A 13,608-nucleotide genomic window follows, 5' to 3' on the forward strand; every position below is an offset into this window, starting at 1 on the left:
TCCTGCGTGACGGACGGTGCTACCAGCCCACACCGCCCGTCACCCTCACGGCTTGACATCCCGATTAGGAATCGTCCTTGTCCGCGTCGCCGATGCCGACGACCGTGAGGTGGGCGCGTTCGAGGGTCGCGTCCTCCAGGCAGCCGCGCAGCCGCAGCCGGTCGTGATCGGCGAGGGCGGGCCGGACGACTCCGGCGTACAGGCCGTCGCCCAGGTCGCCGAGGGCCGCGTGGTGCAGCGGCACGGATGTGGAGTCCCGGCAGCGCTCCCAGACCTGCTGCGCGGCGAGGGACCGCCGCTCGGCGGTCAGGTCCGGGCCCCGCATGTCGACCTGGACGACCACGGAAGTCGCCGCGCTGTCGTTCGCGCCGTCGTCCCGGGTCTGGGTGAGATCGGCGAGCTCCACCACGAGCGCGCCGACCAGGGCGACGCCGAGCACGCCGACGGCGGTCACGCCCGCGGTACGACCCCGGGACGGGCCTGCGCCGGAGGGCGGCATGTCGTCGAGGTCGTCGTGGGCGGCGGCCGGGTCGGGTGCGGCGAGGACCGCCAGCCGTCCGGCGAGCCGCCGCTCGGCGGGGCGGGCGGTGGCCGACGCGATCCGCTGCACCAGCCAGGCGAGGCCGGACAGCAGTACACCGGTGACCATGAGGACCGGCACGAAGACATACGTGCGTTCCGCGGGGTCCTCCAGCCAGCGGAACCGTCCGCCGCCGCTGAGCTCCGGCTCGGGCTCGGCGCGCAGCCGGGCCAGCACGTCGTCCTGCCGGGCGGCCAGCTCCCGCTGCCGACGGTCGGAGTCGCGCACCCGCTCCTCGATCCGCGCGAGCCGGCCCACCAGCACGAGTCCGAGCAGCATCACCTCGACGACCACCAGCAGCACCCCGCACAGCAGGGCCCGCTGCCACTGCCAGCGGTACAGGTAGACGACGAGATACGACCCCGCGCCGACGGCGGCGAGGCTTCCGAAGACGAAGGCGATCTTCCTCATGGCGCCTCCCCCAGCTCCACGTCGCCGGTCGTGCCGTCGACGGTGAGACGGGACTCGGGCGGGAACCGGCGTACGGCGTCCGTGGCGCCGACGACCGCGGGGAGCCCGAACTCCCTCGCCAGCACCGCGAGATGGGACAGCGGACTGCCGGTCTGGGCGACCAATGCGGTGAGGCCGGGCAGCAACGGGGCGAGCGCCGGGTCCAGCGTGCGCACGACGAGCACCGCGTCCGACGGCGGGGTGCCCGTCCCGTCCCAGACCGTCCCTGCCGCGCGCCCGCCGGACACGCCCCGCACCCCGTCACCGCGCCTGCGGTCGCGCTCGGCGACGACCACGCCGCCCTCCGCGAGCCGGAAGGCGTCCGGCAGCGGAGGCGACTGGGGCTGCGGCACGCGCGCGTGCAGATCGCCCGGCAGCGGGCCTCCTTCGAGGACGACGATCAGCTCCCGCCAGCTCAGCAGTCCGACGCGCTCCATGCCCAGCCCCATCCGCCGCGCGGTCTCCCGTACGAGCCGGACCTGGAGTTCCTGCACCCAGCGAATGCGGAGCCGGAGGGCTTCGCGGGGTTGGAGGGCTTCGCGGGGCAGGAGGGCTCCGCGGGGTTGGAGGGCTCCGCGGGGTTGGAGGGTGGCGGTGGTCGCTGAAGCGGATGCCGCGGTGGGGGACCGACGTGGGACAGACCGTTCGGTGAGGGGGAGGGCGAGGGCGAGGGCGGCGGTGGTGCGGGGAGAGGGGCGGTCGGGGGTGGTGGCCGTCGACCGTTCGTGGGTGAGGGGGGTGATTCGGACCGGGTCGGCGGCTACCTGGGCAGGCGGCGGCGCTGTTTCCCACCGGCCGGTTGCGGCATCCTCCTGGCTCGGTACGACCGGCCGCGGCAGCCGCTCCCGTCCCCGCAGGCTCGGTGCGGTGAGCGCCAGGACCACGGGGTCCGCGGCGACCACCCGGTCGTCGGGCACGCCCTGGGCGCGGGCCTCCGCCAGGGCGGTGAGGGCCGTGCCCGCCGCCGTACGGCTCCTGGGCGGCTCGCTCAGCAAGGCACCCGCGAGCGTCTCCTGCGCGTGCAAGGAGACCAGGACCCGGCGCGTCCAGCGGAGCTCCGCGGCCAGGTCGGGACCGGAGAGGGTGGCCGGCGACGGGATCTCCGTGAGCCGGCGGTCGACGTCCGCGACCAGGTCCGTCGCGAGGCCCGGCAGCGCCGCGGTGAGCCGGCCCATCCGCCACGCCGCACCGAGCCTGCGCGCACCCGGCGCCGGGTTGAGCAGCGCGAGCCAGCGGTGCCGGGGCGTGGCGGTGCCGAGGAGGCGCAGGTCGGCGGCGGCCCGCCCGCCGACCGTCGTGACCACCGGCACCGTCCGCAGCAGCCGGCGCGGCGCGGTGCCCCCGATGTCGAGCGCGGTGGCGAGCCCACGGGACATGGGCGCCACCCACAGGTCCTCCTCCAGCGGCAGCAACTGTCCCGGCAGCGTCTCCGCGACCGGACCGGGTCCGAGCAGCCGCGCCCGGCGGGCCGGCCGCGCCGCCATCGCCGTGATCGGCCGGCTCTGGAACAGCCACAGCCGCCCGTCCTCGTCGAACCCGAACTCGATGTCCTGCGGCCCGCCGAAGACCCGCCGCGCACGCCGCGCGAGCCGCGCGAGCCGGAATAGTTCGGAGCGGGTGAGCGGCGAGTCCGTGTCTTGGGGAGCGGAGGGGGTGAGCGGTGGATCGGTTTCTTGGGGAGCGGAGCGGGTGCGCGGCGAGTCCGTCTCCTGGGGAACGGAGCGGGTGCGCGGCGAGTCCGTCTCCTGGGGAACGGAGCGGGGTAGCGGCGCATCGGTTTCGGAGACGTCGGAGCGGATGACCAGTGGTTCGGTGTCCGCGAGGCGGAAGCGGCTCGGCGACGGATCGGCGTCTGCGAGGCCGAAGCGGGAGGGTGACGGCCCGTTGGTGTCCGTGGGGTGGGTGTGGTGCGGCGATCCGTTGGTTTCTGCGGGGTGGGTGTGGTGCGGCGACCCGTTGGTGTCCGCGGGGTGGGTCTGGGGCGGCGACCCGTCGGTCTCCGGTCGTTCCGTCCGCAGGACCCGGCCGCGCCTGCTCAGCCAGTAGTTCGCCCCGCCCTGCTCGCCGCTGACCAGGCTGTCCGGGCCGCCGCGCACCGCGCTCACCAGCATGCGGTCGGCCCGCCCCTCGACGGTGTCGGCGCCGAACAGCACCCCGCCGACCCGGGCCGGGAGCATCGGCTGCACGAGCACCGCCATGGGTGCCGTGGATCCGTCGGGCCGGCGCGCCGAGTCGAGCACGGTCTGTACGGCCGTACGGAAGTCCGGCCAGTCGCGCACGTCGAGCACGGAGGCGAACTGGCCCGCGAGCGACGACTCCTCCGTGTCCTCCTGCGGTGACGAGGAGCGCACGACGAGCGGGCGGGCGCCCCCCTCCGAGAGTTCGTGCCAGGCTCGCCGCAGGGCGACGGTGTCGCCTCGCCCTCTGGGCGGAATAACGAAGCCGGGAAGCACCGGCAGTCCGGCGCGGGCCGCGCGGGCGAGGTTCGCGGCCTTGGACCCTGTGAGCCACGGGAGCGCGGCGCTGGGCCGGTCCAGCGGGACGGCGGCCGGGACGACGGCCCCGACCAGGCCGAACACGCTCCGGCCCCGGACCTCTTCCCCTTCTTGCGCGCCTTCTCCGTGACGTTCGTCGAGTGTCGTCATCGATCACCCTCCAGGACCGACCGCCAACAGGGGGGACGCGCGGGGTGGCCCTGCGCCTGACGGCGGAACGAAGGATGGGGCGGGCCGCTGCCGACCGGGAATCCGGCGCGGTGACAGCACACCTCCTGTTCCGATGATCCCACCACAGTTCCGATCCATGTAGCCCGTAAGCCACTTTTCGGACACCTGAGGGGAGATTCAGTGCGGCGGTACGACGGCACCCCGACCGGCTCGTCCGCCAGCAGCAGCCGTCGGCTCCTCCGCGGGCAGGACACCGCGTGGGCCCGCTCATCCGGAGGCAGGAGCCCTCCGATCACTCACCCGGTACTCGCCCGCGGTACTCACCCGGTCACTCACCCGGCGGCAGCACCCCGCACAGCGCCTCCAGCGCCGCCCCGTACGCGTGCTCCGAGGGCGTCGCGTACCCCACGACCAGACCGTCGCGGGCCGCCATGTCGGTGTCCGGGTGCCGGAACTCGGCGAGGCCGTCCAGGGCGACGCCCTGCCAGGTGGCGGCCTTCACCGTGGAACGCTCGGTGCCGGGCGGCAGCCGCAGCACGGCGTGCAGTCCGGCCGCGACACCGGTGACCTCGACGTGCGGCGCGTGCGCGGCGAGCGCCGCGGCGAGACGGTCCCGGCGACTCCGGTACCGCTGCCGCATCCGCCGCACGTGACGGTCGTAGGACCCGCGCGAGATGAAGTCGGCGAGGCTCAGCTGGTCCAGGACGCTCGCCCAGGCCTCCCGCTCGCCCTTGGCCGCGAGCACGTTGTCGACGTACCGCTGCGGAAGGACCATCCAGCCCAGCCGCACCGCCGGGGACAGGCTCTTGCTGACCGAGCCGACGAAGATCACGCGCTCGGGATCGAGCCCCTGGACCGCGCCGACCGGTGTAGGTCCAACACCCTGGGACCTTCCGGTTAGCGGGCCGTTTCCGCTGGTCAGAAGGGTGACCGGCCATGGCAGTCAGCGCGGTCAGGCATTCCACTCACTCACGCGTGTCTGAGGATTCCACTTCGGCACATGGGGGCACGATGCCCGGAACGCAGAGCAAGGACGACGGGCCAGAACTTGACCTGTTGGTCAGGAAGTCGAAGATCGTTCGCGAAGGTGAGAACGCGCTCTCACTCCGGGCACAGGAAGAGCGGGGGCGACGCTGGGCAGACGAGAACGGCTACACCGTCCGCAAGGTATGGCGCGAGAACCTGAGCGCCTACAGCGACGTTGAGCGCCCGAAGTACGACGCTGCCATGAAAGCCGTTCTTGACGGGGAAGTGCCCGCGCTGTGGTGCTACGCACTGGACAGGTTCAGCCGTAAGGGCATTGAGGCCATCGGACCGATTCTCGGTACGGCGCGCGTCATCTTCGACTACGAGCAACTTGACTCGTCCAACGAACGTGACCGGCGCTGGATCATTCAGCGAGCGGAAGACGCGCGGGAGTACTCACAGCGACTCTCGTACAACGTACGGAACACGAAGAACCGGCAGCGGAACGAGGGGCGTTGGCTTGCCCGCGCACCATTCGGGCTGGTTGCCGACAAGGCACGGAAGCTGTCCCCGAAAACAACCCTTATCAAGGGCAAGGACTATTCCCCGTGGGATGTGGCCCGCCGAATCTTCAAGGAGATTGCCGAAGGTACGTCCTCACGCGCGCTGGCAAGGAAGTTCAACACCGAAGGCGTCAAGTCAGCGACGGGCAAGACATGGCGCGCGGACTCCATCCGGGCAATCGTCATTCACCCTGTCTTTGAGGGGTGGCTCACGGTGTCCCCCGGCGGGAAGTCGCACAAGGCACCGGTTCACTACCTCAACGATGCTGGGGAACGTGTCCGGTGCGTGACTGACGAAGTGCTGCCGCACATGATTCCGGCTGAGCTTGCCGCCAAAGCGCGCCGTGTCCTTAGCGGGCATCAGATCATTGACAACACCCCCCGCCCGGGACGCGCAAAGGCATTGCTGGCTGGTCGGCTTCGCTGCGCATCATGCGGAAATGCGATGGTGGCTGACGGAAAGTCGTACAACTGTCAGCTTCGGGCTTCCGGCGGAGCATGTGAGAACCCGGCGTCAGTGTGGCGTGAATCGCTAGAGGCGTACGCCGTAGGCCGCTGGCTTGCCCGCATGCATGCTGCCGAGATTGACGACCCACTGATGCACGCCGTTGCTCAGCGCTGGGCGGCTCTTGCGGAGCCGGAGGAGTCGGCGGAGCTACAGGACGCCATGGCGACGCTGAAAGCGGCTGAGGCGGCCCTAGACAAGTTCCATGCAGACGACCGGGCAGGCTTCTACTCCGGCCGTTCGGCCAAGTACCGGATGCCAGCGAAGAAAGAAGCCGAAGACCGGCTAACGGCAGTCGAAGAGCGAGTATCGGAATTGTCCGGCGGACCAATTGACATTTCGTTCTTGCTCAATGGCGACGCCCCGGAAGCGTGGGAAGACGCAGACGAAGCGCTGAGGCGAGACCTGTTCGGGTTGGCCGTTGAAAAAATCACGGTTACCCGGGCACCGAAACAGGGCGTGCGGTTCAAGGGGGATGAGCGCGTGACGATCGAATGGGCAAATCCCGTTGAAGTCGGGGAACTGACGCAAGCCGCGTAAGCCGCATCAAAATCAATGGGACCGGTCAGGCCACGACTTGGCGGAAGAGACCTGACCGGCCTCCCTCTCAAAAGGGAAGACAGCATCATGTCACGTGAAGAATGGGACGCGGCACAGGAAGCCGAAGAGGCAGCCTGGTTCCGTCAGGTGGAGTGGCAGCGCATCACACGTCAGCTCGAAGCCCTGTACGGCGCCATGAGGGGCGGGGACAGCTCCGCCTACACCAGGCAGCGCATAGGGCGGCTGGAAGCCTTGCAGGCGGCACTACAGGGCTACCCGGAGGTACTAGCCGCGTAGCACCCCAGCACCCCAACTCTGGCCCCGTCAGGCGTCCTTTGTGGACTTGCCCGGCGGGGTTTTCTACTGTCCTGAGAAGCCGTCAGCGCCCCTGTGAGCGTCTATGGCGTATCCGCTGCCCCCGGGGAGCGGGCAAGGCGACGGAACGGCTCGGGCGGGGGCTCAGGGCTTCCCTTGCCCCACAGCAGGAGTCAGCGCGGAATGGGCGAGAAACCAGCCTCAGTGTAGATAGGTTTCTGACACACCGTCAGAACACCCCATCTGACCTGCATAAATGTCGAAGTGTAGAAGTGACCCCCACTTCCAATCTAAGTCCCGTATATAGAGCGCAAATGCCGAACCGACCCCCGTTCCTACACTTCGACATTCTTGCAGGTCAGAAGGGGTGTTCAAGTGCCTTCCCCTGCAAACCGCGCCGGGGAACTGCATTTCTCGCGATTTTCAGATGCCAGGACTAGCGAAATTCCAAGCAATTCCCGTGTGGCGCACGTCACATAAATTCACCTGTCCAGCATGCCTGAATTGAAATGCTTTGTGGGCGCTCCACTCCCTAGTTACATCTTGAGGGCAGGGAAACCGCCTCAGCGGGTGGCAGCCACACCAGACCCGCGAACATGAGCACCCTGCTACGGGGGTTCAATACCGTAGCGAAAACCAGCCCCCGGGCATGGGTCGAGTAATTGAGGGCGCGTGGCTGCCCCCTCTCTTGCTCCCCGTGTCTGGGGGCTTTTTTCGTGTACGCGCGCAATGCGCGGGCAGCCACACAGGAAGTCTTCCACCATGCCTACCGCACGTAGCGAATACAGGGCAGCTCACAGGCGCGCTGTCGAGGTCAAAGGACCGGCCAGACACCACCCTTGCGAATTCTGCGGCAACTTCGCGACTGACTACGCCTATGACCATCTGGACCCGGCGGAGATATTCCGTGATGGGTTCCTGTGGAGCGAAAACACCACGCACTACCGGCCCCTCTGCGTACGCGACCACAGGGCCTATGACCGGGCCTTCCGGAAGCACGGCAAGTCGGCACTTCCCGCTGTCGCTGAGGCGCTACGTGAAGCTGCACGGGACCACTACGAAGAGCGGCGGCAGATTGTTGAGGCTTCGGCTGACTCTTCCTGGCGTGCCCGTGAAAGCGCGCTGGCTGGTCGTAAGGAACGGCGCTCTGTCGCTGAGATTGCCGCAGCGAAAGCCACTGAGGAATTGATGAGCCGTGCCTACGCGCACGGGCCGTCTGGCATTTCCCCGGAAGAGCTACGGGATTCCTGGGTGCGCTGGGCTGGCGACCGCTGATGACTCGCGCTGAGTGCTTCGCAGAGATAGCCGTCATGGCCTACCTGGTGGGCCTGATCTACCAGGCGGCAGGCGTTATCTAAGACCAGGGCAGGGGGCCGCAATGGACATGGGGCGGCCCCCTGCCCTCCTTTTCTCTAAGCCGTGTTCGGAAAATCCATGAAATCCAAGCCGGCTGACCCCCTTGCCAACGAAATTTGGAGTAATTCCTATGGATGCTGTCGGGGCCTCGCAGGCCATAGAAATTCTCGAAGAACACGCAATCGTGCCAAGAGATGAGCGACAGCGAGATGAGCTGTTCGCGGCGCTGGCCGTGCTTCGCATCCTCGCGCTAGGCGGTAACCATGTCGAATCTCACTGACGCTGACCGGGCGTACGTCGACAAGTTCGCGCGAATTGTCGGTGAAGCTCTCGAAGAGTGCCCGAATGCGGACGCAAGCACACAGCTCCTTTTCGATGCATGCAAGGAAGTCAGTGGCCCCAGCTTCATCCCGCTGGGCACCTTTGACCGTCTGCTACGCGCCACAGGCTACAAGCGCACTGACCGGCGTTACGGCAAGCGCTACGTAGGACTTCGCCCCAAAAGCCCGGCGCTTCATAACCGGGTCTACTACCGCACCTAGTCACCTCCGAAATTTCGGAAGTGCCTACCAACCTGAAAGGCCACACATGTACAGCAACGAGCCGCGCCCGGACCGGCGCACCAGCATTGCAGACACCTTCCAGTACAACCCACAGATGGAAGCCATTGAGCGGCTACAGCAGACGCATCCGGATCGATACGACGCTATGAACCCCATGGTCAAGATGTCGCTTGGTAGCTACAAGACAGCGCGGGCGGCTGCGAAGGAACTTAGCCGTGACATTTCCGGGAAGGAGAACATCTGATGCCGAATGTTGAGGCGCTGCGCGCGAAGGTCGTTGAGGCTGAGAAGAAGGCTGCTGAGATTGAGGCTGCCCTAGCGGCTGCACAGGCGGAGGAGCACCAGCGGCGAGAAGAGCGCTCGAAGGAATTCGACCATCGCACCATGGACACATGGGAGGCAGAGAACAAGCGCCTTCACAGCAAGTACGCCGACGCTATGCAGCGCTTCACTGAGCTACTGAGCGAAGAGCCCTGGTTTCAGGCATACGTTGAGGCGCGTACGGCTGGCACAGAGTCTTACCACCTAATCCAGTTCGCCAACAACGCGAATGTGCGCACGACAGGGGAGACCCTGCACAACGGGTTCAAGCCTGGTGGTGCCGATTCCCCGATTCTGTCTCTTCTCGTCGCGGCAACGGATGCGGCTGCCCGCAGTAATGGCGCTGACTACGCAGATGAACTAGAGGCTAAGCGCGAACGGTTCATCAGCGGGGAGGCGTAGCCGTGCCGTACGACCTACTCGACCCGGGGCCGGACTACAACGGCCAGCCTGCCTATCTGGTTTGGCCCCGGGACGCGAATGGAGCCCCGTGCTTCGCTGACATACATGGTCCGGCGGACGTGGTCTTTCCTCAGCCTGCTGCAGCGCCGGTAATCCGGGGCATGGTTCGTCAACGGGGCGTGCTGATTGATCTGACACCCCGTGATGCTGACGGTAATTCGCTGATTCCGCCAACCATTCCGATGGACTTGCTACGGCAGATGTGGGCTGACCGCTATGCCTGACAGTCCGTTCTGTGAGCTGTGCCCCCGGACAGAGAAGAACACTGAAAACCCGGCTTCCGTATCCGTCTTCTATCCGCTGACGCGCGCTCAGCTAGTCGCCCGTGGTGTTCGGCCGGATTACCCGGGCTACCGGAAGTCGCTTTGTCTGGCTTGTTACCGGGCGTTGAAAGGCCGTTGACGAAAGGTTCCCTGTGTTCCGCCCGCACAGGGAACCTATTTTCGGGTGCCGTCATCATCGAGCGCCTTTTGTGCTGCCAAGACGAAGGAATCCAATTGGCTAGTCAGATCGGCAGAAACACGCACCACGTGTGCGCGTATTCGTTGCCGCCTCGGCTCCTCACCAGGAATGTTCAGTTGGTCGAGGGAGCTCAAAATGGCAGCCAACTCCCAACTCAAGTGCTCAAATTTCATGGCTATTGAAGTGACCTTTTCAGGCCCCGCTAGAGCAACATCAAATGCCTTTTGCTTTACATTCTGTGCGACTTCATAAATGCTATGGCGAACCTCCGTTTCCAGGACGTCTGGAATGTACTGCTCGCCCAGGCTGTAGAGTGACATATGGCCGTGCATTTTCGAGCCGACCTCTATAAACTCTCGATAGATGGCCTGTCGGGGTTCTCGTCTTTGTCTCCGGTGCTCTGACCGGGCCGTGATTCGAGCGCCTTCCCGCTGAGCCCAGCCTGTTGCCAGCGCCGCACCAATCGTCGCTACCGACCCTGCCAACGCGCCGAGCACGGCGGCCAATCCTGCATCCATGGCGTCATGGTCAGGCAGGGCGGGACAGCGGGTCAAGGGTGCATACGCTCCGCGCAAACACTTCAATTAGCCATGCCAGGTTTTCCCCTCCCTGTCGCGCGTCTATGGACCGGCAAGGGGGTCCCTCCCCGGGATGTGCTGAGGCAACCAGGCACCCGAAGCCGGCGAAAACCTGCCCGTTTCCTGACCTGTGCTTATGTCGCACCGTAACTTCGCTGGCGTGTTCGCTGGCGGGAAGGAAGCCCATGCTGGCCGACGACTGCGCACCCTCGCATGCCGATTCGCTGACTGAGTCTCTGAGATATGCGCTCAACAATGCCGACGAATTGCGGCTCATGCTCGCTGACGGCAACGCCGATCCTGAACGGGCAGCGCACCTAGTGCAAGCCATTCGGAACATGCTGTGTGCTGCGGAAGATGAGCTAGACCCACTGGACGACGTACAGCAGGAGATAGACGCTGTGGCGGCAATCCATGGGCTCAGCGATACGGAGCTATTCAGTGCCATCACCGAAACCCCCACCTCCGAAATTTCGTAGGTGGCCCCCTATGCCAAGTAAGCCCCCGCGCCCCTGTGCTCAGCCTGGTTGCCCTGAGTTGGTACGCGGCAGAGACAGCACGTGCGAAGAGCACACGAGACAGCGAGCGAGCCAGCGTGAGAACCGTGGTGGTTCTGCTTATGGATCTCGCTGGAATCGAGTAGTGCAACCTCAGTTCATCTACCGCAATCCGTGGTGTGCGCTGTGTGGAAGGCAAGCAACTGTTGCCGACCATTTCCCTGTGAGTCGAACTGTCCTTGTGGCCAAGGGGGATCCGAACCCTGATGCCTTTAGGCACCTTCGACCATTGTGCAAGCCATGTGATGCCAAGGAACGGCCTAAGCGTGAACCAGGCGGTTTCTACGCCGAACAGCGCTCACAGCAAGAAGCGGCAGAGCGCGAATACCGGCGCTGGGCTGACGACGTTCCGCCGTTCTGATATCCGCTGAGCCTGCCCCCTGGGGGGTGACCCCCTCCGGGCCTGACAGGAGCGCGGGCGGGAGAGGAAAAGCCAGAGTGCCAACGTTTCCCCCTTTTGGATAGACAGGAGTTCACCCATGGGTGCTGTTCGCCCCATTCATGAGCATGTCAGAAGCGGCACATACCGCGAAGACCGCCACGGTGACAAGGTTGTATTGCCGCCCACTGACCTGGTTGAGCCTAAGTGGACCGACCTACTACCGGGCACCAGCGCTGAGGCCAAGAAGTCTCGCAAGGATGCCGCTGAACTGTGGTCGCGCACTGCCCCGGCTCTTTCCCTTTCCGCTGGTCTGACCGACGCTCAGCGGGAAACCCTGACCATGTTCTGTGTGGCCGTGGCCAACTATTGGGCGGTTACTCGGGAGATCAGCCGGACGGGAAATCTACTCAAGGGTCGTACCGGCGAACTGGTCAAGAACCCACTTCACACCGTGCGGACTGGCTATGCCAGCGAGATTACGGCGCTGCGCAAGGAACTTGGCCTTAGCCCTGCGACTGCCGCCCGAATTACTCGCCCGGCTACCGCTGACAGCGACGATGACGGGCTGTGGGATTCCTGATGGCGGAGCCAACCAGCGGTGAACTGACGCTCATGTACGACGATTACGTAACCGGGTGGGCCGCAATGCTTGCGCGCAGTATTACGCGCCTGAGCGACGCGGAGCCTGATAAGCGGGCACGGCTGATTAGCTCATATCGAGCGGCAGCGCTGCACCTGGTGACGCTGCTAGACAACGACCCTTGCGAGATTCCCGGTATCCGCCGTACTCCGCTGACGGGAATGCCGGACGATGAAATATGGCGACGGCTCGAAGACTGAGAGCGCGCCGGTCCACTTAACCGGTAGCGCCCGTGATCTTGAGCCCCGTACCCGCTGCCTGATCGGTGGCCGGTACGGGGCTATCTGCATTATGACGATGCGTCAGATGATCTCTAGTCGACTCCGGCTTGACCAACTCGCGTTGCTCAGCTAGGGCGGGGGCATACCCTTGACGTGAGGTGAGTGCCGATGTCCACAGGGTTGCCCGACAACATCAGGAAGTTTCGGCGTACGGCCGGACTGAGCCAAGAGGGGTTGGCGGAAGCGGCTGACCTGTCGCTGAGCACCGTTCGCAAGGTGGAGCAAGGCGGAGACGTACGCGTTGAGACGTTGCATGCCCTTGCCCGCGCGCTGGGGGTGTCCACGTCTGCGCTGTTCGCCACTGAGGCGCCCCGGTCTGTGGTTGGTCCCCAGGACGATGCCAACCGGCGTCACCTGGTGGAGTTGCGCCGCGCGCTCATGCCACCCATCGGGCTTGCCGCCCCTCTCGCGGGGGAGCCAACGGAGCCCGGGGGACTGGACGCGACGCGCCAAAAGGTCCGGGACGCTAGGGCGTTGTACGACCAAGACCGCTACTCCTCTGTTGCCAAGTTGCTGCCGTCGCTGCTTCGTTCGTCTGAGGCTGCCGTCAACGTCCTTGAGGGAGAAGAGCAGCAACACGCCGTAGTCGCGCGTTCTCAAGTGCTGCTGATGACTGGGCAGTTCCTCACTCAGGTGAGGCAGTACGACATGGCTTACTACGCGCTGGCGGAAGCGATCCGCCTTGCGCGGGAGAACGGGCAGACCCTCACGGCCGCTACCGGCGTGGTCGGTATGTGCTGGCTGTTGCTACGGCAAGACCGGTTCGACGAATGCGAGCAATTGGCAGCGCAGACAGCAGCGGAGATTGAACCCCGATTGTCTGAGGCGACCACAAATCAACTGGCCGTGTGGGGTGAGCTATGGTTGAGGGTCGCAGCGTCCAGTGTGCGGAACAACCGCCCGGACGTGGCGCAGGAAGCCCGCAGGATGGCAGCGACGGCAGCAAGCGCCATGGGCCGAGAAGACAGCGGATTCCCGAACCACTGGGGCGGATTCGGTCCGGCTACGGTGGAGATGAAGGCCATTGAAGATCTGTCGCTGACTGGGGACATGCGCGGAGTGCTACGGCGTGCCGATGAAGGCCCCGTAAGCGCTAGCGGTCTGCGTAGTCTCGGTGGGGTCACGTCGAACAATTGGAACCGTCACCGGCTGGACGTGGCTAAGGCGTATGTCACGACTGGGGAGCACCATGAAGCCATGTGCGAACTGATGCAGATCCGGCAGCGCGCAGAAGGATGGATCACCCATCAGCCCATGGCGCGGCACATCATGAGTGATCTTCTCGCAACCCGGAAGCGTACCTTGACGCAAGAAATGCGAGAGATGGCCGCTCACCTGGGCGTTGCCGGGTAAGTACCACGCTGCGGGGTAGTTCGGTGACCCATGTGCCTCAACTACCGCTCAGCGCACGTGGATTGGCT

At 65.7% G+C, this 13,608-nt stretch carries 14 protein-coding genes and 2 pseudogenes; 12 read left to right on the forward strand and 4 right to left on the reverse strand.

Annotated features, from left to right (window positions below; all coding sequences use genetic code 11):
• Positions 1-64 precede the first annotated feature (64 nt).
• From AC5P09_RS31465 to AC5P09_RS31475, 3 genes and pseudogenes are all read right to left on the reverse strand, one after another.
• Entirely contained in the window at positions 65-991 is a 927-nt protein-coding gene (locus AC5P09_RS31465) for a hypothetical protein (protein ID WP_493877135.1), read from the reverse strand.
• Complete coding sequence (locus AC5P09_RS31470; protein ID WP_493877136.1) at positions 988-3,675, reverse strand: PEP/pyruvate-binding domain-containing protein; 2,688 nt, start codon at positions 3,673-3,675, stop codon at positions 988-990. The genes AC5P09_RS31465 and AC5P09_RS31470 overlap by 4 nt, the downstream gene beginning before the upstream one ends.
• Positions 3,676-4,024: 349 nt before the next feature.
• A pseudogene (locus tag AC5P09_RS31475) lies at positions 4,025-4,564 on the reverse strand (aminotransferase class I/II-fold pyridoxal phosphate-dependent enzyme); the annotation flags it as partial.
• A 143-nt stretch (positions 4,565-4,707) separates the two neighbouring features.
• Here AC5P09_RS31475 and AC5P09_RS31480 point away from each other — a divergent pair.
• From AC5P09_RS31480 to AC5P09_RS31505, 6 genes are all read left to right on the forward strand, one after another.
• Positions 4,708-6,270 carry a recombinase family protein gene (locus AC5P09_RS31480; RefSeq protein WP_493877137.1) on the forward strand — a complete coding sequence of 521 codons (1,563 nt, stop codon included), beginning with the start codon at positions 4,708-4,710 and terminating at the stop codon, positions 6,268-6,270.
• Between the two features lie 87 nt (positions 6,271-6,357).
• Positions 6,358-6,567, forward strand: a complete 210-nt coding sequence (locus tag AC5P09_RS31485; protein ID WP_493877138.1) for a hypothetical protein — start codon at positions 6,358-6,360, stop codon at positions 6,565-6,567.
• A gap of 780 nt (positions 6,568-7,347) precedes the next feature.
• Positions 7,348-7,860, forward strand: coding sequence for a hypothetical protein (locus tag AC5P09_RS31490; protein ID WP_493877139.1), 513 nt, complete (start codon positions 7,348-7,350; stop codon positions 7,858-7,860).
• Positions 7,861-8,204: 344 nt separating this feature from the next.
• On the forward strand, positions 8,205-8,483 hold the full coding sequence (locus AC5P09_RS31495; protein ID WP_493877140.1) for a hypothetical protein: 279 nt from the start codon (positions 8,205-8,207) through the stop codon (positions 8,481-8,483).
• A 46-nt stretch (positions 8,484-8,529) separates the two neighbouring features.
• Positions 8,530-8,748, forward strand: a complete 219-nt coding sequence (locus AC5P09_RS31500) for a hypothetical protein (protein ID WP_493877141.1) — start codon at positions 8,530-8,532, stop codon at positions 8,746-8,748.
• Entirely contained in the window at positions 8,748-9,227 is a 480-nt protein-coding gene (locus tag AC5P09_RS31505; protein ID WP_493877142.1) for a hypothetical protein, read from the forward strand. Before AC5P09_RS31500 ends, AC5P09_RS31505 begins: the two co-directional genes overlap by 1 nt.
• A 497-nt stretch (positions 9,228-9,724) precedes the next feature.
• Here AC5P09_RS31505 and AC5P09_RS31510 read toward each other — a convergent pair whose 3' ends face one another.
• Complete coding sequence (locus tag AC5P09_RS31510) at positions 9,725-10,267, reverse strand: hypothetical protein (RefSeq protein ID WP_493877143.1); 543 nt, start codon at positions 10,265-10,267, stop codon at positions 9,725-9,727.
• Positions 10,268-10,512: 245 nt separating this feature from the next.
• On the opposite strand from AC5P09_RS31510, the gene AC5P09_RS31515 reads away from it, so the two are divergent.
• From AC5P09_RS31515 to AC5P09_RS31540, 6 genes and pseudogenes are all read left to right on the forward strand, one after another.
• Positions 10,513-10,806 (forward strand): hypothetical protein, encoded by a 294-nt coding sequence (locus AC5P09_RS31515; protein WP_493877144.1) that lies wholly within the window; start codon positions 10,513-10,515, stop codon positions 10,804-10,806.
• Between the two features lie 10 nt (positions 10,807-10,816).
• Positions 10,817-11,245: a DUF8602 domain-containing protein gene (locus tag AC5P09_RS31520; RefSeq protein ID WP_493877145.1), complete on the forward strand. Its 429-nt coding sequence runs from the start codon at positions 10,817-10,819 to the stop codon at positions 11,243-11,245.
• A gap of 118 nt (positions 11,246-11,363) precedes the next feature.
• Positions 11,364-11,846 carry a phage terminase small subunit P27 family gene (locus AC5P09_RS31525; RefSeq protein WP_493877146.1) on the forward strand — a complete coding sequence of 161 codons (483 nt, stop codon included), beginning with the start codon at positions 11,364-11,366 and terminating at the stop codon, positions 11,844-11,846.
• On the forward strand, positions 11,834-12,106 hold the full coding sequence (locus AC5P09_RS31530) for a hypothetical protein (RefSeq protein ID WP_493877147.1): 273 nt from the start codon (positions 11,834-11,836) through the stop codon (positions 12,104-12,106). The genes AC5P09_RS31525 and AC5P09_RS31530 overlap by 13 nt, the downstream gene beginning before the upstream one ends.
• Positions 12,107-12,295: 189 nt before the next feature.
• Positions 12,296-12,472, forward strand: a pseudogene (locus AC5P09_RS31535) (helix-turn-helix transcriptional regulator); the annotation flags it as partial.
• Positions 12,473-12,661: 189 nt separating this feature from the next.
• Entirely contained in the window at positions 12,662-13,540 is an 879-nt protein-coding gene (locus AC5P09_RS31540) for a transcriptional regulator (RefSeq protein WP_493877191.1), read from the forward strand.
• Positions 13,541-13,608 lie beyond the last annotated feature (68 nt).

It is taken from the genome of Streptomyces sp. a15 (assembly GCF_059026085.1).